The 22,340-nt window shown below is 69.5% G+C and carries 26 protein-coding genes and 1 tRNA gene; 13 read left to right on the forward strand and 14 right to left on the reverse strand.

The genetic code is table 11. From position 1 onward, the window contains the following. The first annotated feature begins 151 nt into the window (after positions 1–151). From P2T62_RS14205 to P2T62_RS14220, 4 genes are all read left to right on the forward strand, one after another. Positions 152–1,366 carry a phosphoglycerate kinase gene (locus P2T62_RS14205; protein ID WP_276257733.1) on the forward strand — a complete coding sequence of 405 codons (1,215 nt, stop codon included), beginning with the start codon at positions 152–154 and terminating at the stop codon, positions 1,364–1,366. Further along, positions 1,363–1,899 carry a GNAT family N-acetyltransferase gene (locus tag P2T62_RS14210; RefSeq protein WP_276257734.1) on the forward strand — a complete coding sequence of 179 codons (537 nt, stop codon included), beginning with the start codon at positions 1,363–1,365 and terminating at the stop codon, positions 1,897–1,899. The genes P2T62_RS14205 and P2T62_RS14210 overlap by 4 nt, the downstream gene beginning before the upstream one ends. A gap of 62 nt (positions 1,900–1,961) precedes the next feature. Beyond that, a tRNA-Thr gene (locus tag P2T62_RS14215) sits at positions 1,962–2,035 on the forward strand. A 65-nt stretch (positions 2,036–2,100) separates the two neighbouring features. Continuing rightward, positions 2,101–2,646 (forward strand): hypothetical protein, encoded by a 546-nt coding sequence (locus P2T62_RS14220; RefSeq protein ID WP_276257735.1) that lies wholly within the window; start codon positions 2,101–2,103, stop codon positions 2,644–2,646. Between the two features lie 13 nt (positions 2,647–2,659). Here P2T62_RS14220 and P2T62_RS14225 read toward each other — a convergent pair whose 3' ends face one another. Beyond that, positions 2,660–2,911: a hypothetical protein gene (locus tag P2T62_RS14225; RefSeq protein WP_276257736.1), complete on the reverse strand. Its 252-nt coding sequence runs from the start codon at positions 2,909–2,911 to the stop codon at positions 2,660–2,662. A 263-nt stretch (positions 2,912–3,174) separates the two neighbouring features. Between P2T62_RS14225 and P2T62_RS14230 the strand changes: the two genes are divergently transcribed. Next, a complete protein-coding gene (locus P2T62_RS14230; protein WP_276257737.1) occupies positions 3,175–3,303 on the forward strand; it encodes a hypothetical protein in 129 nt (42 codons plus the stop codon). A 9-nt stretch (positions 3,304–3,312) separates the two neighbouring features. On the opposite strand, the gene P2T62_RS14235 is transcribed toward P2T62_RS14230, so the two are convergent. Continuing rightward, a complete protein-coding gene (locus tag P2T62_RS14235) occupies positions 3,313–3,543 on the reverse strand; it encodes a UPF0058 family protein (protein WP_276257738.1) in 231 nt (76 codons plus the stop codon). Positions 3,544–3,678: 135 nt separating this feature from the next. On the opposite strand from P2T62_RS14235, the gene P2T62_RS14240 reads away from it, so the two are divergent. Both P2T62_RS14240 and P2T62_RS14245 read left to right on the forward strand, forming a co-directional pair. After that, positions 3,679–4,485, forward strand: a complete 807-nt coding sequence (locus P2T62_RS14240; protein ID WP_276257739.1) for a DUF63 family protein — start codon at positions 3,679–3,681, stop codon at positions 4,483–4,485. A 60-nt stretch (positions 4,486–4,545) separates the two neighbouring features. Further along, positions 4,546–4,776 carry a hypothetical protein gene (locus P2T62_RS14245; RefSeq protein ID WP_276257740.1) on the forward strand — a complete coding sequence of 77 codons (231 nt, stop codon included), beginning with the start codon at positions 4,546–4,548 and terminating at the stop codon, positions 4,774–4,776. 15 nt (positions 4,777–4,791) lie between these two features. Here P2T62_RS14245 and P2T62_RS14250 read toward each other — a convergent pair whose 3' ends face one another. The 7 genes from P2T62_RS14250 to P2T62_RS14280 form a co-directional block, all read right to left on the reverse strand. Continuing rightward, on the reverse strand, positions 4,792–5,937 hold the full coding sequence (locus P2T62_RS14250; protein WP_276257741.1) for an acyl-CoA dehydrogenase family protein: 1,146 nt from the start codon (positions 5,935–5,937) through the stop codon (positions 4,792–4,794). Between the two features lie 41 nt (positions 5,938–5,978). Beyond that, positions 5,979–6,431: a CBS domain-containing protein gene (locus tag P2T62_RS14255; protein WP_276257742.1), complete on the reverse strand. Its 453-nt coding sequence runs from the start codon at positions 6,429–6,431 to the stop codon at positions 5,979–5,981. Between the two features lie 375 nt (positions 6,432–6,806). Then, on the reverse strand, positions 6,807–6,992 hold the full coding sequence (locus P2T62_RS14260; RefSeq protein WP_276257743.1) for a DUF7576 family protein: 186 nt from the start codon (positions 6,990–6,992) through the stop codon (positions 6,807–6,809). An 80-nt stretch (positions 6,993–7,072) separates the two neighbouring features. Next, positions 7,073–8,278: a bifunctional sugar-1-phosphate nucleotidylyltransferase/acetyltransferase gene (gene glmU / locus P2T62_RS14265; protein ID WP_276257744.1), complete on the reverse strand. Its 1,206-nt coding sequence runs from the start codon at positions 8,276–8,278 to the stop codon at positions 7,073–7,075. Positions 8,279–8,893: 615 nt separating this feature from the next. Then, complete coding sequence (locus P2T62_RS14270) at positions 8,894–10,048, reverse strand: acyl-CoA dehydrogenase family protein (protein ID WP_276257745.1); 1,155 nt, start codon at positions 10,046–10,048, stop codon at positions 8,894–8,896. Positions 10,049–10,197: 149 nt separating this feature from the next. Continuing rightward, positions 10,198–12,459 (reverse strand): CDC48 family AAA ATPase, encoded by a 2,262-nt coding sequence (locus tag P2T62_RS14275; RefSeq protein WP_276257746.1) that lies wholly within the window; start codon positions 12,457–12,459, stop codon positions 10,198–10,200. Further along, positions 12,456–12,776, reverse strand: a complete 321-nt coding sequence (locus tag P2T62_RS14280) for a DUF7127 family protein (RefSeq protein ID WP_276257747.1) — start codon at positions 12,774–12,776, stop codon at positions 12,456–12,458. The genes P2T62_RS14275 and P2T62_RS14280 overlap by 4 nt, the downstream gene beginning before the upstream one ends. Positions 12,777–12,923: 147 nt before the next feature. Between P2T62_RS14280 and P2T62_RS14285 the strand changes: the two genes are divergently transcribed. From P2T62_RS14285 to P2T62_RS14300, 4 genes are all read left to right on the forward strand, one after another. Further along, the gene (locus P2T62_RS14285) at positions 12,924–13,715 is read left to right on the forward strand and encodes an alpha/beta fold hydrolase (RefSeq protein ID WP_276257748.1); all 792 of its coding nucleotides are present in this window, start codon (positions 12,924–12,926) and stop codon (positions 13,713–13,715) included. A 53-nt stretch (positions 13,716–13,768) separates the two neighbouring features. Next, a complete protein-coding gene (locus P2T62_RS14290) occupies positions 13,769–14,716 on the forward strand; it encodes a diacylglycerol/lipid kinase family protein (RefSeq protein WP_276257749.1) in 948 nt (315 codons plus the stop codon). A gap of 2 nt (positions 14,717–14,718) precedes the next feature. Next, positions 14,719–15,378, forward strand: coding sequence for a PHP domain-containing protein (locus P2T62_RS14295; RefSeq protein WP_276257750.1), 660 nt, complete (start codon positions 14,719–14,721; stop codon positions 15,376–15,378). A gap of 168 nt (positions 15,379–15,546) precedes the next feature. After that, a complete protein-coding gene (locus P2T62_RS14300; RefSeq protein WP_276257751.1) occupies positions 15,547–16,206 on the forward strand; it encodes a zinc ribbon domain-containing protein in 660 nt (219 codons plus the stop codon). Here P2T62_RS14300 and panB read toward each other — a convergent pair. Next, positions 16,200–17,012: a 3-methyl-2-oxobutanoate hydroxymethyltransferase gene (gene panB, locus P2T62_RS14305; protein ID WP_276257752.1), complete on the reverse strand. Its 813-nt coding sequence runs from the start codon at positions 17,010–17,012 to the stop codon at positions 16,200–16,202. The genes P2T62_RS14300 and panB overlap by 7 nt on opposite strands. 853 nt (positions 17,013–17,865) lie before the next feature. Here panB and P2T62_RS14310 point away from each other — a divergent pair. Next, the gene (locus tag P2T62_RS14310; protein WP_276257753.1) at positions 17,866–18,150 is read left to right on the forward strand and encodes a DUF5822 domain-containing protein; all 285 of its coding nucleotides are present in this window, start codon (positions 17,866–17,868) and stop codon (positions 18,148–18,150) included. A 16-nt stretch (positions 18,151–18,166) separates the two neighbouring features. On the opposite strand, the gene P2T62_RS14315 is transcribed toward P2T62_RS14310, so the two are convergent. Continuing rightward, positions 18,167–18,721, reverse strand: coding sequence for an HAD family hydrolase (locus tag P2T62_RS14315; RefSeq protein ID WP_276257754.1), 555 nt, complete (start codon positions 18,719–18,721; stop codon positions 18,167–18,169). A gap of 91 nt (positions 18,722–18,812) precedes the next feature. On the opposite strand from P2T62_RS14315, the gene P2T62_RS14320 reads away from it, so the two are divergent. After that, positions 18,813–19,268: a hypothetical protein gene (locus P2T62_RS14320; RefSeq protein WP_276257755.1), complete on the forward strand. Its 456-nt coding sequence runs from the start codon at positions 18,813–18,815 to the stop codon at positions 19,266–19,268. A 31-nt stretch (positions 19,269–19,299) separates the two neighbouring features. Here the strand turns inward: P2T62_RS14320 and P2T62_RS14325 are convergent, their stop codons facing one another. From P2T62_RS14325 to P2T62_RS14335, 3 genes are all read right to left on the reverse strand, one after another. Then, on the reverse strand, positions 19,300–20,433 hold the full coding sequence (locus P2T62_RS14325) for an acyl-CoA dehydrogenase family protein (RefSeq protein WP_276257756.1): 1,134 nt from the start codon (positions 20,431–20,433) through the stop codon (positions 19,300–19,302). A gap of 53 nt (positions 20,434–20,486) precedes the next feature. Continuing rightward, positions 20,487–21,746: an MgtC/SapB family protein gene (locus P2T62_RS14330; RefSeq protein WP_276257757.1), complete on the reverse strand. Its 1,260-nt coding sequence runs from the start codon at positions 21,744–21,746 to the stop codon at positions 20,487–20,489. Positions 21,747–21,864: 118 nt separating this feature from the next. Further along, the gene (locus P2T62_RS14335; protein ID WP_276257758.1) at positions 21,865–22,275 is read right to left on the reverse strand and encodes a helix-turn-helix domain-containing protein; all 411 of its coding nucleotides are present in this window, start codon (positions 22,273–22,275) and stop codon (positions 21,865–21,867) included. Positions 22,276–22,340 lie beyond the last annotated feature (65 nt).

Genomic DNA, 22,340 nt, shown 5'->3' on the forward strand with positions numbered 1-22,340 from the left:
GCCGGCGGACTAATGAACCTGCCGCTGTTCTGCCGGTGTCGACCCTTGAACCGGCGGTCAGAGTGACATCCGGCAGCGCGAGCCACGGACCCCCGGCCACCCCGGGAGCCGGAAGGAAAGGACTTTGCTGGGTCCGGCGGGACGGGCGAACATGCTACGGACGCTGGCGGACCTCGACGCCACCGGGACCACCCTCGGGGTGCGGGTCGACATCAACAGTCCCCTCGACGACGGGGAGCTGGCGGACGACTCGCGGGTCCGCGCACACCTGGACACGCTCTCGGAGCTGCTCGACCGGGGCGCCAGGGTCGCGGTGCTGGCCCACCAGGGGCGGCCCGGCGGCGACGAGTTCGCCGACCTCTCCTCGCACGCGGCACGGCTCGACGAGCTGCTCGACGCCCCGGTCGACCACTGTGACGCCACGTTCACCGCGGCCGCGCGCGACCGGATCGACGCGCTCGGGGACGGCGAGTGCGTCGTCCTCGAGAACACGCGCTTCTACTCCGAGGAGTACATGGAGTTCGACCCCGAGGTGGCCGCCGACACCTTCCTCGTGCGCAAGCTCGCGCCCGCGCTCGACGCCTACGTCAACGACGCCTTCGCCGCCGCCCACCGCTCGCAGCCCTCGCTCGTGGGCTTCCCCGTCGAGGTGCCGGGCTACGCCGGGCGCGTGATGGAGCGGGAGCTCGACGTGCTGGGGAGCATCGGCGACACGCCCGAGCCCCGCGTGTACGCACTGGGCGGGGCGAAGATCGTCGACTCGCTGGACGTCGCCCGCTCCGTTCTCGAGCGAGGGCTCGCCGACCACGTCCTCGTCTCGGGCGTCGTCGGCAACGCCTTCCTGCTGGCCGACGGCGTCCAGCTCGGCGCCGCCAGCGCCCACGTCGTCAACGAGCGCTCGAACGAGGCCGTCAAGCGCGCGGGCGACCTGCTGGACGATTTCGGCGCCCGCATCCACCTCCCCCGCGACGTGGCCGTCGAGCGCGATGGGGACCGCGTCGAACTGGACCTGGACGAGCTGCCGTCCGAGAACCCCGCGATGGATATCGGCGCCAAGACGGTGGCGGCGTACGCCGAGATCCTCGACGACGCCGGGACGGCCATCCTCAACGGGCCGGCCGGTGTCTTCGAGGAGGAGCTGTTCGCGACGGGGACGAAGGAGCTGTACGAGGCCGCCACCCGCGCGGAGTACAGCATCGTCGGCGGGGGTGATACCGCGGCGGCGCTCCGGGGACTCGGCATCGAGGGGTTCGACCACATCTCGACGGGCGGTGGCGCGGCGCTCCGGATGCTGACCGGCGAGTCGCTCCCGGCGGTCGAGGTGCTCCGCAAGGACTGGCAGGCCGAGCCCGCCCCCGGGGCGTGACCGACCGGGCCGCCGCGCCGTCGGACGTGCTCGTCGAGCGCGGCGAGACGGCCGACGCCGAGGCGGTCGCCGACTGCTGGGTCGCACTCGCCACGGACCAGCAGGACCACGGCTCGCGCCTGCACGCGGCCCGGAACCGTAGCGCGGCGCGCGAGGCGGCACTGCGCCACGCGGTCACTGGCGGCCTGTTCGTCGCGCGCCGGGTCGAGGGGACGGCAGAGTCGGACCGCGCGGCGGACACGGACGGCGGCGGGTCACTCCTGGGTTTCGTCACCGCGAGCCGTGCGACCGGCGACTTCGTGGAGACCGCCGACCGGGGCGTGGTCAGGAACATCTACGTCCGGCCGGCCGAACGCGGCCGCGGCATCGGGACCGCACTGCTGAGGGCAGCCGAGAGCCACCTCGCCGAACAGGGTGTCTCGGTCGTCTCGCTGGAGGTGATGGCGGCGAACGAGGCCGCCAGACGGTTCTACCGGCGCCACGGCTACGAGGACCACCGGGTAGAACTCCAGCGGACCATCGACGACGGATAGGGCACCACCCGACCGCCGACGACCGATAAGGTTTCCAGTCACCCGGGCGAACCCTCGCGCGCGCCACGGGAGCTTGGGCGGTTCAAGCACTCGACTTGTAATCGAGAATTCGTGGGTTCAAATCCCACCCGTGGCTCTCGCCCGGCTCGCCCGGAGCCGGTCACGCCAGCGTTCTTGTGGCTCGAACAACACACTCGCCCCATGCGGGAGTACGACCGCGCTATCGGGCGGCTCGCGGGGTGCTGTTCGGCCCTGAACGCGTCCTACCGTGGGTTCCGGAACCAGCGTGGGCAGCAGATCATCGAGGTCAGGTACCGGAACGGGGTGTTCACCATCGTCAGCCAGCCGACCGACAGCTACTTCCACGCCATCGCGGCACGCAGGCTCACCAACGTCGACGGGTTCGACATCACGCGGAGCCGGCCCATCGTGCAGGTCGAGGACGACCTCACGGCGCTGTTCGACGAGCTGGAGACCGCCAACATCCGCATCGACCACCTGACAGAGATGCACGACGCGGAGGGAATCGAGTACTTCGACGGGTACCGGACCGCGAAGCCCCTGTACGTCTTCGAGGACGGCTTCGGTCCCAGGCGGTTCGACGAGTCCCTCGCCGAGCTGAACCAGATCGGACGGAAGGCCTTCGAGCGGACGCTCGACAGGCTCGAGCTCGATCTCGACGAGATCGAGGAGACGACCGGGAGCGAGGACGAGCCCGAGGAGACCTACGGGCGGGCGTTCCAGTAACGGGCCCAGGGGCTCAGCGTGTCCCGGAATCGCCGTCGACGTGGTCCCGGCCGGCGGACGAGATACGGTAGTAACCGTCCGTCCCCTCGACACGGTCGACCAGCTCGGCCTCCATGAGGAGTTTCAGGCGCCGCTTCAGGGTCCGCTCGGAGAACGTTATCTCCCTGTCGGCCTTCATGTTGTAGTACAGGACCTTCGGCGGAAGTGCCAGACTCACCTCCGCCAGATACTCGAGGATAGCGACGTCACGTCGGTTCGGCTCCATCAACAGTACATCGGTTTACTCGGTGTATAATTTTGACGGTAATTTCAGGAATCTTTACTGATTGATGCCGGATTGTGGTAGAAAATGTAAAATAGCATCTTCCGACGCCATCCGGGTGCGTGGAACGGTCGAATACTGCGAAGGACCACCACGGATGCCCGTGTCAGGGGAGGGTTCACGGGGATCGGGCGCCTCGGTTCGACCGTGACCGGAGCCGAGGACCAGGACCCAGGCGAGCGAAGGAGCTGCAGGCGAAGCTGGTCGTGCTGCGACTCCGCGAGGGGACCGCGAACTTCGAGGACAGGGAGGCCATCCGACGCGAGATCAACCGGCTCGAAGAGGAGCTAGCATCCCTCGGACTCGACCCGGATTCGGTGGACGAGGCCCCCTGAGCCGGCCGCTCAGTCGGCGTCCGCACGGATCTGCTGGCTGCCCTCCATCGTCTCGACGAGCTCGGCCAGGAGCGTCCGGACGGCCTCCTCCTGTGCCGCCTTCGAACGGTGGATGGCGCTCGGGGAGACATCGCACGCGTCGTACCTTGGGGTGAGGACCTGGTCGCCCGTCTCGCGCTCGTAGTACTCACGGACCTCCCGGAGCAGGCCGTGCAGGTAGACGAGTTCCTGTTTCCGCATGGTTCCATGTAGGGGCCGAACGCCTAAGGGTCTGTCTCCGAAGCGGTTCGTGTCCGGCGATTCGTCCACCCAGCGGGGCCGGGAGCACACCGGGAACGCGCAAGCGTTTTGCCGTGGCCCGCTGGCTTCGAGGGTATGGCCGGCCCTCCAGCACCCGACCTCGTCACGGCGCCGCTGGTCGTCATCGTGGCGCTCCTGTCGGCCGGGGGCGTCGCACGGTTCGGCCCACCACTCACCCGTCGGACGGTCCTGGCCGCGACACCGTGGATGGTCCTCGGGGGACTCCTCCACGCGCTGGCTGGGAGCGGCGTCTACGACGGCCCGCTCGCAGCGATGCTCGGCTCGCCGCTCGTCGCCCCGGCGACGGTCGCCCTGGCGGTCCTCCTCTGGCTCCCTCTCGTACAGGCCGGAGTGGTCCGGGCGCGGGGGGACCCGCCCACGTACCTCGTGGCGGTGGGAACCGGAGCGACCGTCCCGGTGTTCGTCGCGACGCTGCTGGCGGGGCGAGCGACCGTCGGCACCCTCGTCCCGCTCGTGGTCGCGCCGGTCGTGGCGGCCGTCGCGGCCGCGGCGGTGGTGTTCGTCCTCGGGTTGAGTGCTGCCCCCGCGCTGGCCGCGGGGCGCTCGCTCGCACTGCTGGCGACGTACGCGCAGGCGTTCCACGCCGTCGCCGTTGTCGTGGTGGTCGACGCACTCGGCGGGACCGCGAGCGGCCCACTCGCCGCGGCCGCCGTCGGGGTCGGCGGGTCGCTGGTGGACGGCTTCGGCGCCGCCTGGCCGTACCTGCTGGGCAAGCTCTGTGGGGTGGCACTCCTGGTGGTCCTGCTGGGGCGACTGGCCGAACGCCGCCCGACCGCCGCCTACCTCCTGCTCGGAGCCATCGCGGCGCTCGGAATCGGCCAGGGGGTCGCGGCGCTGCTCTCGTGGACGCTCCTCGCCTGAGTGGAGGGCTCTCGGTGCAGCGAGCGCTGGAGTAAAGACCACTCCCCCGGGATGGTCGGCATGGAGACCGCCGATGACCCCGTTGGTGTCGTCGTCGCGCTGGTCCTGGGTGGCGGGGTCGGCGTCGCGCTCGCGATGCCCGTGCTCCCGCCCGGCGGCCTCGCGCTCACCGTCGGTGGTGTCACGCTGGACACCGTCGGGACGGTCCTGATCGTGAGCGCGCTGTCGGTCCTCCTCCTCCCGCTCGCGCTACTGACGCTCTATCAGCTGTTCTCGCTCGCGGACCGGTAGCGCCGACGCCCGGCGCTACTTCGTCAGTTCGCGGGCGATGATGTTCTTCTGGATCTCGGTGGTGCCCTCGTAGATCTGGGTGATCTTCGCGTCGCGGTAGAACCGCTCGGCATCGAAGTCGTCGACGTAGCCGGCGCCGCCGTGGATCTGGACGCACTCGTTGGCCACGTCGACAGCCACGCGGGAGGCGTACTCCTTCGCCATCGACGCCAGGCTGGTGAGCTGCTCGTCCAGGTTGTCGACGGACCACGCCGATTTGTAGGTCAGCATCCGCGCGGCCTCCAGGTCGGTGTGCATCTCGGCGAGCTTGTGCTGGATGGCCTGGAACTCGCCGATGGGCTGGCCGAACTGCTCGCGCTGCTGGCTGTACTCCAGCGCACGCTCGGCGGCGCCCTTCGCGATGCCGACGCCCTGTGCGGCGACCTGGGTGCGGGTCTCGTCGAAGAACTGCATCTGCTGCAGGAACCCGGCGCCCCGCGTCCCCACGAGGTTCTCCTCGGGGACGCGCACGTCGTCGAAGATGAGTTCCGCCGTGTCGCTCGCGCGGATGCCCATCTTCCCCGTGATCTTCTCGCTCGTGAAGCCGTCGCGGTCGGCCTCGACGATGATCTGGCTGAAGCCGTTGTAGCGACCCTCAGCATCCGGGTCGGTCCGGCAGAGGACCACGAAGAAGTCCCCGACGGAGCCGTTCGTAATCCACATCTTGTTGCCGTTGATGACCCACTCGTCACCGTCCTTCTCCGCGCGTGTGCTCACGCTGGAGACGTCCGAGCCCGTATCGGGCTCGGAGATGGCCGACCCCATGATGGCCTCGCCCTCGGCCAGCGGCGGGAGGTACTCCTCCTTCTGTTCCTCGGTCCCGAAGCCGACGATGGCCTCGCTCCCGAACGCGGTCCCGAGGACGGAGCCGCCGACACCGGGGTCGGCCGCGTACAGCTCCTCGACGATGATCGCCACGTCGAGCGCGTCGTAGCCGGCGCCCCCGTACTCGATGGGGATCTGCGCGCCGGTGAGCCCCATCTCGGCTCCCTTCTCGACGACCTCGTACGGGAACGTCTCCTCGCGGTCGTACTCCGTGGCGACCGGCCTGATCTCGTTCTCGCCGAAGCGCCGCACTTCCTCGCGGATCTGCTGTTGCTCGTCGGACAGCTCGAAGTCCATACACCCGGCTAGGGTGGGAGGGTAAAACCGGTTGCCCCGTGTTACTCGTACTCCCCCTTCCCGATGTCCGGTTCGGGCTGGGGCGTCATGTTGATTCGGAGCCGGGGGAGATAGAGCGCCAGGTCGGTCGTGGTGATGATGCCGACGGCCCGGCCGTCCTCGGCGACGGGCAGTTTCTTGACCCCGTTGTGACCCATCCGCTCGCCGGCCACACGGGCCGACTCGTTCGGCCGGATGGTGACGACCGGGTCCGACATCAGGTCCTCGACGGTCGTCGTCTGGGGGTCCATCGCCTTCCCGACGCTCTCGACGATATCCATCTCCGTGATGATGCCGTCGATGATCTCCTCGCCGATCACCAGCGACCCGATCCCCTCACTCGACAGGATCTCTGCGGCCTCGGCGATGGTGGTGTCGGCCGACACCGTACGCACCGGCGAGGTCATGATCTCACTCACCCGGGTATCGATCTCCGAATCTGGCTCCTCCGTCATGGGTGGCTGCAGGGGACCCCGATTCATAAGCCTACCCGACGCCCGTGCGGTGTTCCGTCGTCCGGCCGTGGAACGGTGGCGTCGTTCGGAGGGTGGGCCCCCAGGTCATCGTCCCCGCGGCGTGCGCACATGGGTCGGTCGACAGCGCCGTTCCCCTGGCCGACCTCGCCGCCCTGGCGCCGGTCGGTGCTGTAGAGTCCCGGAACAGAGACGAAAGAGCCAGCGACAGCTCGGTACAGCGTGCGCCACGCAAACGGGCGCAGCACTTACGACGACGCGTGTCGTAGGTTCACATGGCGTGCGGTGGGGCTCCAACTGTCACCTTGGGTAGGGAGACTCGTTCGTGGTCCCCTGCACGCCACCGCTTCGTTTCCGTTACTGGCCGTCCCAGTCCATGCGGCAGGTGTCGTTGCAGAAGTGTGCACTCCGGACCTCGCCGTCCTCGACCCAGGTGATCACGCGGTGCTGTGGATCGTTCAGGATCGGCTCGCCGCAGGTGCGACACCGCGGGGCGTCCTCCTCGGTGACGTCCTCGCCCAGATCCGAGGTCGGGTCTACCATTACTCGAGGCCAGACACCGCCCCTACTTATGCCCATACTTTCGGCGGCGTTCTTGCGGCAACACTCCGGGGGAGCGCTCGCTACGTGTCTCCGTCCGACGACGGCTCGGGACCGCGGTAGGCCTCGCCGGGCCGCGTCCAGCCGTCCGTCGGAAGGACGCTCCCGGGGTAGAGGCTGGTGTTGATACCCGTCTTCGCGCCGGGACCGACGACGACACCGAACTTCCGACGGCCCGTCGACGTGGCGTCGCCCTTCACGACGGTCCGGACGTCACCGTCGTCGTGGCGGAGGTTCGCGACCTGTGTGCCGGCGCCGAGGTTCGCGCCCGGGCCGAGGACGCTGTCCCCGACGTAGGAGACGTGGGGGACGTTCGAGCCGGCCATTACGACCGTGTTCTTCACCTCGACGCCGTGCCCGACGTGGGTGTCCGGGCCGAGCAGCGTCGCTCCCCGGACGTACGCGTTCGGGCCGACCGCGGCACCCTCGCGGACGAGCGCGGGCCCCTCGATGACGACGCCCGGCTCGACCGTGGCGCCCTCCTCGACGACCACGGTGCCGCGGAGTTCGGCGTCGCCGCGCACGTCCCCGTCGATGCGCCGCTCCAGCTCGCCGAGCTTCCACTCGTTCGCAGCCAGCAGCTCCCACGGGCGGCCCACGCCGAGCCAGCGCTCGACATCGACGGCAGCCACGTCGAACGCGTCGACGACGCGCGCCAGGACGTCGGTGATCTCGTGCTCGCCGCGCTCGGACAGTTCGGTCTCGGTCAGCCAGTCGGCCGCCTCCGCCGGGAAGTGGTAGGCACCGACGTTGACACGGTTGCTGGGCGGCTCGGCGGGTTTCTCCACCACGTCCGTAACGTGGCCGCCGTCGATGGAGAAGACGCCGTACGGGCGCGGGTCGTCCACCTCGTAGGCGCCGACCGCGGGACACGACTCGAACAGTGCCTCCAGTGCGGCTTCGTCGTAGAGGTCGTCCCCGTTCAGCACGACGAAGTCACCGTCCAGGTACGGCCGGGCCTGCGCGGCGGCGTGGGCGGTGCCCAGTCGTTCCACCTGCTCGGCGTACTGGACCGGGACGCCGCGGTACTCCTCGCCGAAGTGCTCGCGGACGTCATCGCCGCGGTAGCCCACGACGAACACCAGTTCGTCCGCCCCCGCGCGGACGGCGGCGTCAGCCGTGTGCGCACACAGCGGTCGGTCCCCGACCGGGAGCATCGGCTTCGCGACGGCGTCGGTCAGCGGCCGCATCCGGGTTCCCTGCCCGGCGGCCAGGATGACGACTTCCATACCGACGCTCCCGCGCCGGCCCGCAAAGGTCCACCGACACCGGCGACCACGGCCCCGACGGTCACCGGGGTCGGTTGCAGTGGCTGGCGAGCAGGCGACACCGCTCCCTCCGCCGGACCGTGGTGCCGCGCTGGCGGAACCGAGCAGTCGGTGGCGTTCCGACTGGTCGGGTCGGCGGTCCGGCGATGGCTCGTCAGAGCATGGGGGTGCTGGTCGCGTGCCGGTATTTGAACGTATGGGACTGCCCGATATTCTTCAGATACCTGGATTAATATCCGAGCTCCGATTCCCGATTATATATGTGGACTATTATAGAAAAATCCACCATCCAAGCCAGTAATACGGAAGTGCATCCGCGCGAGCGAAGCGAGCGCGGTTTGGTTCGAGAGACGCCTCCGGCGTCTCTCGTCATCCCGAAAATCGAAGATTTTCGGAGACACCACTGGCGACCGGCGGGAGTCAGCGGCATTTTTACTGAACGTTTGTTGGCGTCATCAGAACGATTTGCGTTCTGATTGCCCGTGGAATCGCTGCGCGATTCCACGACGGCGAGCGGTGGCCGCAGGCGGCGCGAAGCGTCGCCGAGGCCACCCGAGCCGTCAAAACAGCTCGGGTTTAGAAGCCCTTGCCCTGGAGTTCGCGGGCGATGATGTTCTTCTGGATCTCGGTGGTGCCCTCGTAGATCTGGGTGATCTTCGCGTCGCGGTAGAACCGCTCGACGTCGAAGTCGTTGACGTAGCCGGCGCCGCCGTGGATCTGGACGGCCTCGTTGGCCACGTCGACGGCCACGCGCGAGGCGTACTCCTTCGCCATCGACGCGAGCGTCGTCAGCTGGCCCTCCTTGTTGTCGACGGACCAGGCGGACTTGTAGGTCAGCTGGCGGGCGGCCTCGATGTTCGTGTGCATCTCGGCGAGCTTGTGCTGGATGGCCTGGAACTCGCCGATGGGCTGGCCGAACTGCTCGCGCTGCTGGCTGTACTCCAGCGCACGCTCGGCGGCGCCCTTCGCGATGCCGACGGCCTGTGCGGCGACGCCGGTGCGGGTCTCGTCGAAGAACTGCATCTGCTGCAGGAAGCCCATCCCCTCGGTCCCCAGGAGGTTCTCCTCGGGGACGCGCACGTCGTCGAAGATGAGTTCCGCCGTGTCGCTCGCGCGGATGCCGAGTTTGCCGTGGATCTTGTCCGCCTGGAAGCCGTCGCGGTCGGCCTCGACGATGATCTGGCTGAAGCCGTTGTAGCGACCCTCGGCGTCCGGGTCCGTCTTGCACAGGACGACGAAGTAGTCGCCGACGGTCCCGTTCGAGATCCACATCTTGTTGCCGTTGATGACCCACTCGTCACCGTCCTTCTCCGCGGTCGTCGAGACCGACGAGACGTCCGACCCCGTGTCGGGCTCGGAGATGGCCGCGCCCATGACGGACTCGCCCTCGGCGATGGGGGGCAGGTACTCCTCCTTCTGCTCCTCGGTGCCGAACTCGACGATGGCCTCGCTCCCGAACGCCGACGCCGTCACGCAGAACCCGATGCCCGGGTCCGCGGCGAACATCTCCTCGACGACGATGGACGTGTCCAGCGTGTCGAGGCCGGCGCCGCCGTACTCGATGGGCAGACCGCCGCCCAGCAGCCCGTTCTCCGCGGCCTTCTCCATCACGTCGTGGGGGTACTTCTCCTCGACGTCGTACTCGGTCGCGACCGGCTTGATCTCGTTCTCGGCGAACCGACGAACCTCCTTCTTGAGTTGCTCCTGCTCGTCGGACAGTTCGAAGTCCATACCCCTGTTGTACAATCCCACGCGTATAAGCCCAACTATTCTAACGCCGTTTATCGGAAGACTAAGTGGTATTAACGGTGTAAATCCGAGAACCGGCCAACGCCGGGGACTTCATTATCGTTACCGCGAAAATCGGTGGTGCAGCGGACCTACTGGAAGGTCCGGGAGACCTCGGCCTCCTCCTCGGCGGTCTGCCCGTGCGAGAACCGTTCCTCGATGGTCTCGTAGCGCTCGCGGGTCTCGTCGTCGACGCTGGCGCCGACCTCGTCGAGGGCCTGCTCGAAGTGGTCCATCGTCACGCGGACGTTGCCGACGCTGGTGTCGGTCTCCTCGGGGGAGACGGAGTTGATGAACTCCCGCGTGGCGGCCATCGACGCCTCGCGGCAGACCGCCTCGATGTCCGCCCCGACGTAGCCCTCCGTCCGCCGCGCGAGCGAGTCGAGGTCCACGTCGTCGGCGAGCGGCTTGTGCTCGGTGTGGACCGCGAAGATGGCCCGGCGGGCCTCCTCGTCCGGAACGGGGACGTGGACGTGGCGGTCCAGCCGGCCCGGTCGCAGCAGGGCCGAGTCGATGAGGTCCGGGCGGTTCGTGGTCGCGACGACGACCACGTCCTCCAGTTCCTCCAGCCCGTCCAGTTCCGTGAGGAGCTGGCTCACGACGCGCTCGCCGACGCCGGAATCGCCCATGCGCTGGCCACGTTCCCCCGCGATGGAATCGATCTCGTCGAAGAAGACCACCGTCGGGGCGTTCGAGCGCGCCTTCTCGAACACCTCGCGGACGCCCTTCTCCGACTCGCCGACGTACTTGTTGAGCAGCTCCGGCCCCTTGATGGAGATGAAGTTGCTCTGGGCCTCGTTGGCGACGGCCTTGGCCATCAGGGTCTTGCCGGTGCCCGGCGGCCCGTACAGGAGCACGCCCTTCGCGGCCTGCAGGTCCATCTGCTCGAACACCTCGGGGTAGTCGAGCGGCCACTGGATGGTCTCGCGGAGACGCTCCTTGGTGTCCTCCAGGCCGCCGACCTGGTCCCAGGAGACGTCGGGGACCTCGACGAACACCTCGCGGAGCGCGGAGGGCTGGATGCCCTTCATCGCCTCCTTGAAGTCCTCCTCGGTGACCTGCAGGGAGTCGAGCACGTCGGCGTCGATCTCGTCCTGTTCGAGGTCGAGCTGCGGACGGACCCGACGGAGCGCGTTCATCGCGCTCTCCTTCGCCAGCGACTCGAGGTCCGCACCGACGAACCCGTGCGTGCTCTCGGCGTACTGGTCGAGGTCGATGCCGTCGACCAGCGGCATCCCGCGGGTGTGGACCTGCAGGACCTCCTTGCGGCCCTCCTTGTCCGGGACACCGATCTCGATCTCGCGGTCGAACCGACCGCCGCGCCGGAGGGCAGGGTCCAGCGCGTCCAGCCGGTTGGTCGCGCCGATGACGGTGACCTGCCCGCGCTCCTCCAGCCCGTCCATCAGGCTGAGGAGCTGCGCGACGACGCGGCGCTCCACGTCACCGGAGGTCTCGCCACGTTTCGGGGCGATGGAGTCGATCTCGTCGATGAAGATGATGGCGGGGGCGTTCTCCGTGGCCTCCTCGAAGATCTCGCGGAGCTGCTCCTCGGACTCCCCGTAGTACTTCGACATGATCTCGGGTCCCGAGATGTCGGTGAAGTACGCGTCGATCTCGTTGGCGACGGCTTTGGCCATCAGGGTCTTGCCCGTGCCCGGCGGCCCGTGCAGGAGGACGCCCTTGGGCGGCTCGATGCCGAGCTGCTGGAACAGCTCCGGGTGGCGCATCGGCAGCTCCACCATCTCGCGGACCTGCTCCAGTTCTTCATCCAGCCCGCCGATGTCCTCGTACGCGACGTTCGGCGTCTCGCTCGCGCCCGTCGTCTGCCCGGAGATCTGCTCGGCGGGTTTCTCGCTCACCTCGATCTCCGTCGAGTCGGTGACGACGACGGTCCCTTCGGGGTCCGTGTCGGCCACCTTCAGCGGGATCTTCTGGCCGCTCATCGAGGAAAGCGGGCCCAGTCCGAGCGAGAACGGTACCTGCTGTCCCTTCGTGACGGCCTGTCCGCTCAGTTTGTCGCGGATATGGGGGCCGACGTTGCCCCGGATGCGGAGGTTCTGGGGCAGCGCGACCGTGATACTCGTCGCCGGGTTGACCTCGGCCGGCTTCACCTCGACCCGGTCGTCGATGCCGACATCGGCCTCCTGGCGGAGGCGCCCGTCGACGCGGATGATGCCGTTGCCCTCGTCCTCGGGGTAGCCGGGCCAGACGCGCGCCACGGCACGGCCCTCGCTCCCTTCGATGACGATGTAGTCACCGTTCTCCAGTTCCATCTCCCGCATCGCCGCGCGGTCGACAGCCGCGAGGCCGCGTCCCGCGTCCTTCTGTTTGAGTGGTTTGACCGTGAGTTTCATCGATCGTCCTCCGTGTCCGCCGCCTCGTTCTCACCGCCGGGTGCGTCGACATCGACCGTCTCACCGTCCACGTCGGCGGTCGCTCCGTGCATCTCGACGGTGACGACGCCGTTGTTGATAGTCGCTTGGGCGGGTCGGCCGTCGGGAAGATCCATCTCGAACTGGTCGTCGTCGACGACGACCAGCAGGGTCCCGTCGACCACGTCCACGGCGCCGGTCGTCCCGGCGCCGAGGTCGAACGCCAGCACGTCGCCGTCGGCGTACTGGTACTGCCGTGCGACGACGTCGCGCTCTGCGAACCGCTGGGTCTCTGCCATACTAACTCAGAGTTAGTCGTTATAGTATATAAATCTTTCTCCAAACAAGGTGTGCACGGGGGTCGGTTTACACTGGAGAGGTGAATTGCGGTTCACACCATTTCCGTCCCACGCTGGCTTCATACAGTTGCCGGCCGCAGGGGGGATATGGACCACGTCACCCACGACGGTCGGACGACAGCCTATCGTGACGCCACTGCCGACGACGACGGTTCGGCGCCGACGGTGCTGTACGTCCACGGGAGCGGTGCCACGCACACGGTCTGGGCCAACCAGTACGGCCGGCCCGACCACGACGCCGTCGCGCTGGACCTGAGCGGCCACGGAGGGAGCGAGGATATCGACCTCGGCCCGGGTGGTGGCCTCGACGCGATGCACGCGTACGCCGAGGACGCGGTCGCGGTGGCCCGCGAGGCCACCGCGACGGTGCTCTGTGGCAACTCGCTCGGTGGCGCGGTCGCCCTGACGGTCGCACTCGACCACGGGGGCGGACTCGACCTCGACGGGCTCGTCCTCGTCGGAACGGGTGCCAAGCTCGGCGTCGCGGACCCGCTACTCGACGCGCTCGCGAACGATTTCGATGCTGCCGTCGACACCCTCCTGGGCGACGACATGCTCTACCACGGGAGCGGCGACGACGGCGGCGCGGATGCTCGCGAGATGTTCCGTGCGGTCGGACAGCGCGTGACCGAACGGGACTTCCGGGCTTGCGACGCCTTCGACGTGCGCGACCGCCTCGACGAGATCGACGTGCCGGCACTCGTCGTCAACGGGGAGCACGACAGCCTCACGCCACCGGCGTTCCACGAGTACCTCGCCGAACACCTGCCGGACGCCCGCCGTGTCGAACTGGCTGACACCGCGCATATGCCGTACGCCGAGCGTCCGGCTGCCTTCGACGCTGCCGTCGACGAGTTCCTCGACGAGCTGTCGGGCTGAACCGCCGTTCGAGGCGCCGACGACTACTTGGGACCCGCCCGCGACCCGGGGGTATGCACGGCGCCAGACGCGTCCTCGTCCGCAACCCGAACAGCGGGGACGGGCGGGCGACGAAACACGCGAAGCGAATCGCCACCGACCGCGGCTACGAGGTCCGGGACAGCGAGGGCGGCGACCACACGGTCGAACTGGCCGAAGACGCCGTCCGAGACGGCGCCGACCTCCTCGCGGCCTGTGGTGGCGACGGCACGCTCAACAAGGTCGTTCGGGGAGCCCTCACGGCAGGCGGTGGTGAGACGGTCCCCGACGGCCTCACGCTCGGCGTCGTCCCCGCGGGGACGGGCAACGACTTCGCGGACAACGTGGGTGTCCGGAGCGTCGAGCACGCCTTCTCGGTACTGAACCGGAACGACCCTGCCGGCGAGACGCGCGAACTGGACCTCGGTCTGGCCGGTGACCGCCCGTTCGTGAACAGCTGCGTCGGCGGATTGACGGCCGATGCCAGCGCCCGGACCACCCGCGAGTCGAAGCGACGGCTGGGCGTGTTAGCGTACGTCCTCAGCACGCTCCGCGAGTACCAGGACTTCGAGCCGATGTCGGTCACGCTGCGGGGCGGTGAGGACGATGACGCACCGACCTGGAGCGGCGACGCGCTCGTCGTCCTCGTCGGCAACGGCCGCCGATTCCCCGGGGAACGGATGCGCCAGGCGAATATGGAGGACGGCCTGCTCAACGTGGTCGTCATCGAACGTGCGCCGGCCATCGACTACGTCGCCTCGGGTGCCGCCAACCGGCTGTTGAAGCGCGAGGCGTCGTACCTCACGCGCCTGCGCGTGCCGCAACTCTCCGTCGAGTGCCATCGGCCGGTCGGGTTCAGCCTCGACGGCGAGATGGTCGAACACGACCACCTCCGCGCGCGGAGCCTCCCCGGCGCCATGCCGTTCCGTGTCGGTGAGGGGTACGACCCGGCGCCCGAGGAGTGGAGCCGGCGGCTCCGGTGACGATGCTGGACTGCGACCTCCACACCCACAGCCGGTTCTTCCACCAGCCGCCCGAGCGATTCGAGGCGTACGACCCAGCGGGCGCGTGGCTCAACGAGCGCGTCGCGCGCCGGCGGGGGCTGGACGGCTTCTGCGTCACCAACCACGACTACTTCCGCCCGGATACCCTCGACACGCCGGGCGGGGGCTTTCGCCTCCCGGGCATCGAGATCTCCTCGACGCGGGGCCACATCCTCGTGCTCGGCCCGGACCCGCCGGCCCGCACCGAACCCGGCGAACTGACGCCGATGGAGGCCGTGGGGCTGGCCCACGACCACGACTGCGTGGCCATCATGGCGCACCCGTTCCGCAACGGCTCGCTGCCGAAGAGCGACGCGCCGTTCGACGCCGTCGAACTCAACGGGAAGCACCCCGAGTTCCGGTCGCGGGTCGAACGGCTCGCGCGCCGGCGCGACCTCCCCATCGTCGCGGGGAGCGATGCGCACTTCCCGTTCGAGGTGGGCCGCGCCTCCACGCGACTGGACGTGGACGAGTTCACGCCCGGGGCGGTCGCGGCGGCCATCAGCGACGGCCGTGTCGAGCCGGTCGTCCGCCGAGGGCGGGTCGAGCGCCTGCTCGGCCCCGTGTACGACCGCATCCACCGCGGGAAGGGCCATCTGTGACACCGGGACGCTACAGTGGGTCGGTATCACGGGGACACGCACGGTCCCCCGTCGAACGGCTCTCGCGCCCGGGCACACCACAGGCTGATTACGGGAGGTGGTGTGCCTTCGCACGACAGGGGTCGACAGGGATGAGACACGACCGATGTACCGCCGGGGGACGGGGGGATGGTTGAGAGCGACCCGGACCCGCGCTGCCCGGAGTGTGGTGGCCCCATCGGGGCGACCGCGACCTACTGCATGCACTGCTCGGCCGACCTCACCGAGGAGCTCGCGGCGGCGGACATCGACGGTGACGGGGCCTGGGACCAGTTCCCCGATGACGCCACAGGACCGGAGGGAGCAGCCGGCTGGGGTGACGGGACCTCGGCAGGGGCCGGTGGGGAATCCGGCGGCCAGCTGCTCGACCCGGACGGACTGGCCGACAACGCCCTCACCATCCTCGTCGGTATCGTCGGCGGTGCCATCGCGGGCCTGGTCGGGACGGTCGTCCTCGGCGTGGTGACCAGCAGCGGCTACGGGGTCCTGTTCGGCATCGTCGCCTGGCTCGTGACGACCGCCTACCTGGTGCGCCAGCGGACGGTCCAGGGGGCGGTCTCGAAGAGCGGCTACGCCATCGCGCTCGTCCTCCTGCTGGTGCCGCTCGTCGCGTTCAGTCCGGGCGCGACGGTCGACGGGAGCCGGGGCGGGCTGGCCGCCGTGCTACTCGCCGTCGTCCTCGTCCCCGCCACCATCGCGGCGGTCGTGGGCTGGGTCGCCGGGAAGTTCGTCCCGGACGAGCCCTCCGAGGGCGACGGCCCGACCGGGGGTGACGCGCCGACTCAGTAGAGGTCGTCCGTGTCCAGGTCCTCGGCGACGTGGCTGTGCTCCTCGGCCGGGAAGGTCCCCGATTCGACCTCGTCGACGTAGCCCGCGATGGCCCGCTCCATCTCCCCGCGGACGTCGCCGAACTTCTTCGAGAACGGGGCGACGCCCTCGGTCAGGCCGATGACCTCGTCGACGGTGAGGACCTGCCCGTCGCAGTCCGGCCCCGCGCCGATGCCGATGGTCGGGATGTCCAGCGCCTCGGTGACGGCAGCCGCCGCGTTGGCCGGGACGTGCTCGAGGACGAGCGAGAACGCGCCGGCCGCCTCGTGGGCCGTCGCCAGTTCGAGCATCTCGCCCGCAGCCTCGTCGTCGGTCGCCTGCCGGAACAGGCCGGTCTCGTTCTCGCGCTGGGGCGTCAGCCCGAGGTGGGCCTGCACGGGGATGCCGAGGTCGGTCAGGCGGTCGGTCAGGTCGACGGTGTGCTTGCCGCACTCGAGTTTCACGCCGTCGGCGCCGGCCTCCTTGACCATCCGGCCGCAGTTCTCGATGGAGTCGGCCTCGCTCACCCCGAAGGAGAGGAACGGCATGTCCGCGATGACGAACGCGTCGTCGGCAGCACGCGCGACGGCGGCCGTGAGGCTGGCCGTCTCGTCCACCGTCACGGGGAGGGTCGAGTCGTGGCCGAGCCGGAGGTTGCCCACCGAGTCGCCCACGAGGATCATGTCGACGCCGGCCGCGTCGACGAGTTCGGCCGTGGGCGCGTCGTAGGCCGTCAGCATCGTGATGGGCTCCTCGCCGGCCTTCGCGCGGATGTCCTTCGCTCGCATGTACGGTGGTGTTCCGTGTGCCGCGCGAAAAGCGTGGCCCCTCTCGCTCGACGTCGTCTCTTGTGGGGTCGGCTCTCGTGTCCGTTCCTGCCTGGACGGCGGGCTAGCCCTCCACGAGGCCCTGTAGGGAGCCCCGGCGCGCTCGACAGTCCGTGACCTGCTCGCTTCGCTCGCACCAGCGAGCTGGCGGCTGCGCTCCTCGCGCTCACTTCGCTCGCGCTGCGGTGCTTGCCGGGTCCGGGCCGGGTCGACCGCGCCGCCCCTTCCATTCCCACCCGAACGTGGTGGTGGCACGGGCGCGGCGGCCCTGCCCTTCCCCAGGTCGCGCACGCTCACCCCGAGGGGTTCGCCACGCGCTCCCGGCCAGGGAGTGTTCGATCAGCCGACCGGTTCCACGGACAGGAAGCGCGCGAGCGCCACACGGCCGAAGCCGTGAGCGCAAGCGAAGGTGCTGAGGCGTACTGCGGCGCTCGCACGGGGAGGTGTGGGGGCACTAGCACTCCGCTGGAACCACCCCACGCGAATGCCCGGCCGAACCAACAACTGGGTGGGACTGAAAGGGGCCGCCCGCTCGGCGAAGGCGGGCGAAGTAAGCACCGCAGGCCGAACGGAGTGAGGCCGAGGAGCGCAACGAGCCCCCCGAGTCGAGCGGGCGGGGGCTTTCAACAGACGTCTCCATCTGTGCTGCCGCCAAATAAGTCTAATGAGAGCAATAAAAATATAATTACACGTATTTCTATTTAATGGAGTGGTTTATTGCCGTAATTGTACTATTATGCTAATTGCTGTCAAACCCTCTCTTCCGCCTAGCGACCGTAACCGCTTACCGCGAACCACCACAACGACCTGCTAGATGCCCGAGCGCGTCGACAGCACGGACCCGGATGGCGTCGACTTCGGGTGGGTGATGCAGACCACGTTCGTCCTGACCATCGTCGTCGGGGCACCGGTGGTCGCCATCGCCTCGACCGCCGTCACGCTGCCCACCTGGGCCGCCATGGCCTCGTTCGCGGTCCGGGTCGGCGCGCTCGTCTGGTTCATCACCGCCGTCGCCGTCTACCTCTACGCCCGGCGCAAAGAGAGCCAGGAACCGGACGTCGACGTCGAGACGGGGACCGACCCCGCGGAGAACGACTAGCGGGCGGCGCCGGGAGTCAGACCCACTCGTCGACGTAGCTGAACGCGGTCCCGGCGCGCTCGGCGGTCACCTCGTCGCGCCGGCCATCGCCGACGAACACCGCCCGCTCGGGGGCGACCGCCAGGCCACGCAGCGTCGCCAGCAGCGGCTCCGGGTCGGGCTTCTCCGTCTCGACGGTGTCCCGGCCGACGACGGCCCGGACCCGGTGGTCGAGTTCGTGGCGCTCCAGCGCCAGGTGACAGGCGTCCTCGCAGTTGAGCGAGCAGACGCCCACCGGCAGCGTCTCGGGGTGTGCGAGCAGGCGGTCGGCACATGCCAGCCGCTCGGAGGCGCGGGCGCCCTCGCGCTCGTGTTCCGAGATGGTCGCCTCCACGGCCGCCGCCAGGTCGGACTCCTCGCGGGCGCGCTCCAGCATCGACCAGAGGTCCAGCCCGTCGGGGTCGGCACCGTGGTCGGCCAGCATCCGGCCCACGTCCTCGCGGACGAGGTCCCAGTCGACCGCCAGCTCTGCGAGGGTCCCGTCGAGGTCGTAGACGACCGCGTCGTACGGGTGGTCGTCGGTGCCTGTCATCGGACCACGGTAGGGACCGGGCGGTCAAACGGCTTGCGCACTGTCGCCGCAGGGCCAACGCTCATGGGCCCGGTCGCCGTCGGCACCCCACATGGCAGGCACGTCAGGCCCCCGGGTCCCCCGCTCGCGGGTCCTCACGGCCGTCGCGGTCGCCCTCCTCGCCGGACTCCTGCTCGGCGTCCTCCTCGGTGGCCCGCTGCTCGGGCTCGGCTCGCCCGGACAGCCGACGCCCACGCCGACCGAGGAGGTCCGGTTCGAGGCGGTCACCGAGGGGTACGACGACCGCATCGTCTTCCGCTTCTCCCCGACCCTCCAGCAGCCCCGCCAGTACGCGGTGACCTACGATCTCCTCGAGGGCGGGAACACCCTCGAGACGGCCCGGAACCGCTCGGTCACGCTCTCCGCGAGCGATCCGCTCGTCGTGACCGTCGAGGACCCCCAGCCGAACACGGAGTACACCCTCGACATCGCCATCTTCCGGAACGACCGGCGGGTGCACCGGTCGGAGATCACCATCTCGCAGCAACGGCCGACGGCGACGACCTGAGCGCCGGGTGGCCGGTCCGACGGGACCGGACTCAGCGCTCGCCCAGCCACTCGCGGGCGATGACGGTCCGCTGGATCTCGCTGGTCCCCTCGTAGATGGTCGTGATCTTCGCGTCACGATACAGCCGCTCGACCGGGAAGTCGGTGGTGTAGCCGTAGCCGCCGTGGATCTGGACGGCCTCGTTGGTCACGTCCATCGCCGTCTCGCTGGCCTTCAGCTTCGCCATCGACGCGGCCTCGGCGGGCGGCGAGCCCTCGTCCAGCCCGCGCGCGGCGTCGTACGTGAGCAGGCGCGCGGCCTGCGTGTCCGCGCGCATGTCGGCCAGCTTGTGCCGGATGGTCTGGAAGTCACTGATGGGCTGGTCGAACTGCTCGCGGTCGCCCGCGTACTCGGTGGCGAGGTCGAGCGCCGACTGGGCCAGCCCCACGGACTGTGCGGCGATACCGACCCGCCCGCCAGTGAGGATCTCCAGCGCCGCCGAGAGCCCGCGACCCTCCTCGGTGAGGCGGTTCTCCGCGGGGATGCGCGCGCCGTCGAAGGTGAGCGAGGTGGTGTCGCTCGCGCGCAGGCCCAGTTTCTCCTCCTTCTTCCCCACGGAGAGGCCGTCGACCTCCTTCGGGACGAGGAACTGCGTGACGCTCCCGGGGTCGTCGGGGTCGGTCTTCGCGAACAGGATGACCACCCCCGAGCGCTCGCCGTTCGTGATCCACTGCTTGTCGCCGTCGATGACGTACTCGTCGCCCTCGCGGCGCGCGACGGTCGACATCTCCACGGGATTCGACCCGGCGTGGGGCTCCGAGAGGGCGAACGCGCCGACGGGGTAGCCGTCGCGCATCTCCGGCAACCAGCGCTCCTGCTGTTCCTCGGTGCCGAACTTCGCGATACAGGAGGTGGCGAGGCTGTGGACGGACAGGGCGGTCGCGACGGCCAGCGTCCCGTACGCGACCTCCTCGTTGACGAGGGCGTACGTCAGGCCGTCGGCGTCGTAGCCACCGTACTCCTCGGGGACGGTCAGACTGGTCAGGTCCAGCTCGGCCAGGCCCTCCCACACGTCCTCGGGGAACGTCTCGGTCTCGTCGGCCTCGCGGGCGACCGGGCGGATCTCCTCGAGCGCGAACTCGCGGACGGTGTCCCGGACGGCCTGCTGTTCCGGCGTCAGGTCCATACCCCGACTCGGGGGCGTTCCGGCAAAAGTTCCCCGCCGGGGCGGGGCGGCGGTCACCCCACGAACAGCGCTGCGACGGTCACCGCGCCGGCCAGCACCGCCGCGGCGGCCGACCAGCCCGCCACCCGCAGGGTGAACCGGCGGTCCGGCGCGGGCGCCGTCAGCGCCACCTTCACCGCCAGCGACGCCGCCGTCGCGACGAGGATACCGACCACGGCCTCGTCGGCGGGCAACGCGTTGCTCCGGTAGAGGACGACGGCCGAGGTCGTCACCCCGGCCGAGGAGACGAGGCCCGCGAGCGCCGCCGTGAGGTAGAAGCCGGCGGTGCCGAACAGCGAGTCCGCGAGGCTCCCGGTGACCACCACCAGCAGGAACAGCAGGCCGAAGGTGAGGACGTACCGGAGCGTGAACGGCCGGTCGAGCGAGACGTCGAGGGAACCACCGCGCCCGGCGACGACGGCCGCAGCCGCCACCGAACCAGCCGCGAGAACGCCCAGCGGGACCGCCACGCCCGTCAGCGGCGGGACGACCGCGCCCAGCGTGAACAGGAGCGCGATGGCGAGGTTGCGAAGCGCCATGGCCGCGTTCCCCAGCAGCACCGCCGCGACGGCGTACGGCGTCGCGGCCGCGTCCTCGCGGACGTGCTCGACGGCGCTGCCGACCACGGCGGTCGAGGAGGCTAGCCCACCCAGGAACCCCGTGACCGCGACGCCGCGGCCGCCGTACACCCGCACGGCGGCGTAGTTGACGATGCCGATGCCGGCGACGGTCACGACCATCGCCCAGACGACCCGGGGCTCGACGGCGACGGTCGCCCCCGCGACCGAGACCGACCGCTCGCCGGGCGGGAGCAGCGGGTAGACCACGAACCCGATGATGGCGAACTGCGCGGCGGCGCGGACCTCCTCGCGGGAGAGCTTCTCCGCCAGCCCGTGGAGTTCGCGCTTCGAGACCAGCAGCAGGGCCGTCCCCACCCCCACAGCGACGGCCACGACCAGGTCGCCAGCGCCCGCGAGCGCGCCGACACCGTACGCGACGAGCATCGAGATGGTGGTCGTGAGCGCGAGTCCCTCGCGCTCCCCGACGACGGCGCGCGCACCGAGCAGCCCCCCGAGCACCACCACGAGGAGCGCGCCGACGGCCAGCAGCAGGGGCCGGTCGAGAACGACGAACACGGCAGCCGCCAGACTCAGCAGCGCGAACGTCCTGACGCCGGCGGCCTTCTCGGAGCGCTCGCGCTCGAAGCCGACGAACAGCCCCAGCGCCGTGGCCACGGCCAGCCGGAGCACCGGCTCCGAGAGCGCCGTCTCCATAGCACTATATTGACAAAGGGAGTACTTCCGTCTTCGGGGCATCCATCGCCCTCGTGGGGACCCGGGCTCGGAGCGCCGGCACGGACCGGCAGGGGCACCGCGTGAGCGCCGGCGTGGCTCACTCGGCGGTCAGGGGCTCCTCGTGCTCACCGTTCCCGTCGGCGTACTTCTCCCGGAACTCCCCGATGAGCTGGCCCATCTTCGCGTAGAAGTCGTTGAGGTCGCGCTGCATCGCGTCGGCGATCTCGTCGGCGTCCCGGGGGGAGAACACGTGGTAGTAACTCCCCCCGTCCTGGTTGACCTGGTCGCGGGTGACGAGGTCGGCCTCGCGGAGGCGCGTCAGCGAACGGTAGGCGGTCGTCCGCTCGCGGTCGACCGCGCTCGCGAGTTCGTCGACGGTCATCGGGCCGTCGGCCTCGACGAGGAGGCGGAAGACCCGGCGGTCCAGTTCGGAGAGCCCGTGGAAGCAGTCCAGCAGGCTCTCGCACGCCATCTCCCGCTGGAGCAGTTCGCGCATGGCGTCGGGCATGGTTACGGGTACTCGCTGCCCGTACAAGAGCATGTCCGTGGCGCGGCCGGGGGGCGCGGGCGTAC

It is taken from the genome of Haloglomus litoreum, from assembly GCF_029338515.1.
Classification (GTDB): Archaea; Halobacteriota; Halobacteria; order Halobacteriales; family Haloarculaceae; genus Haloglomus; species Haloglomus litoreum.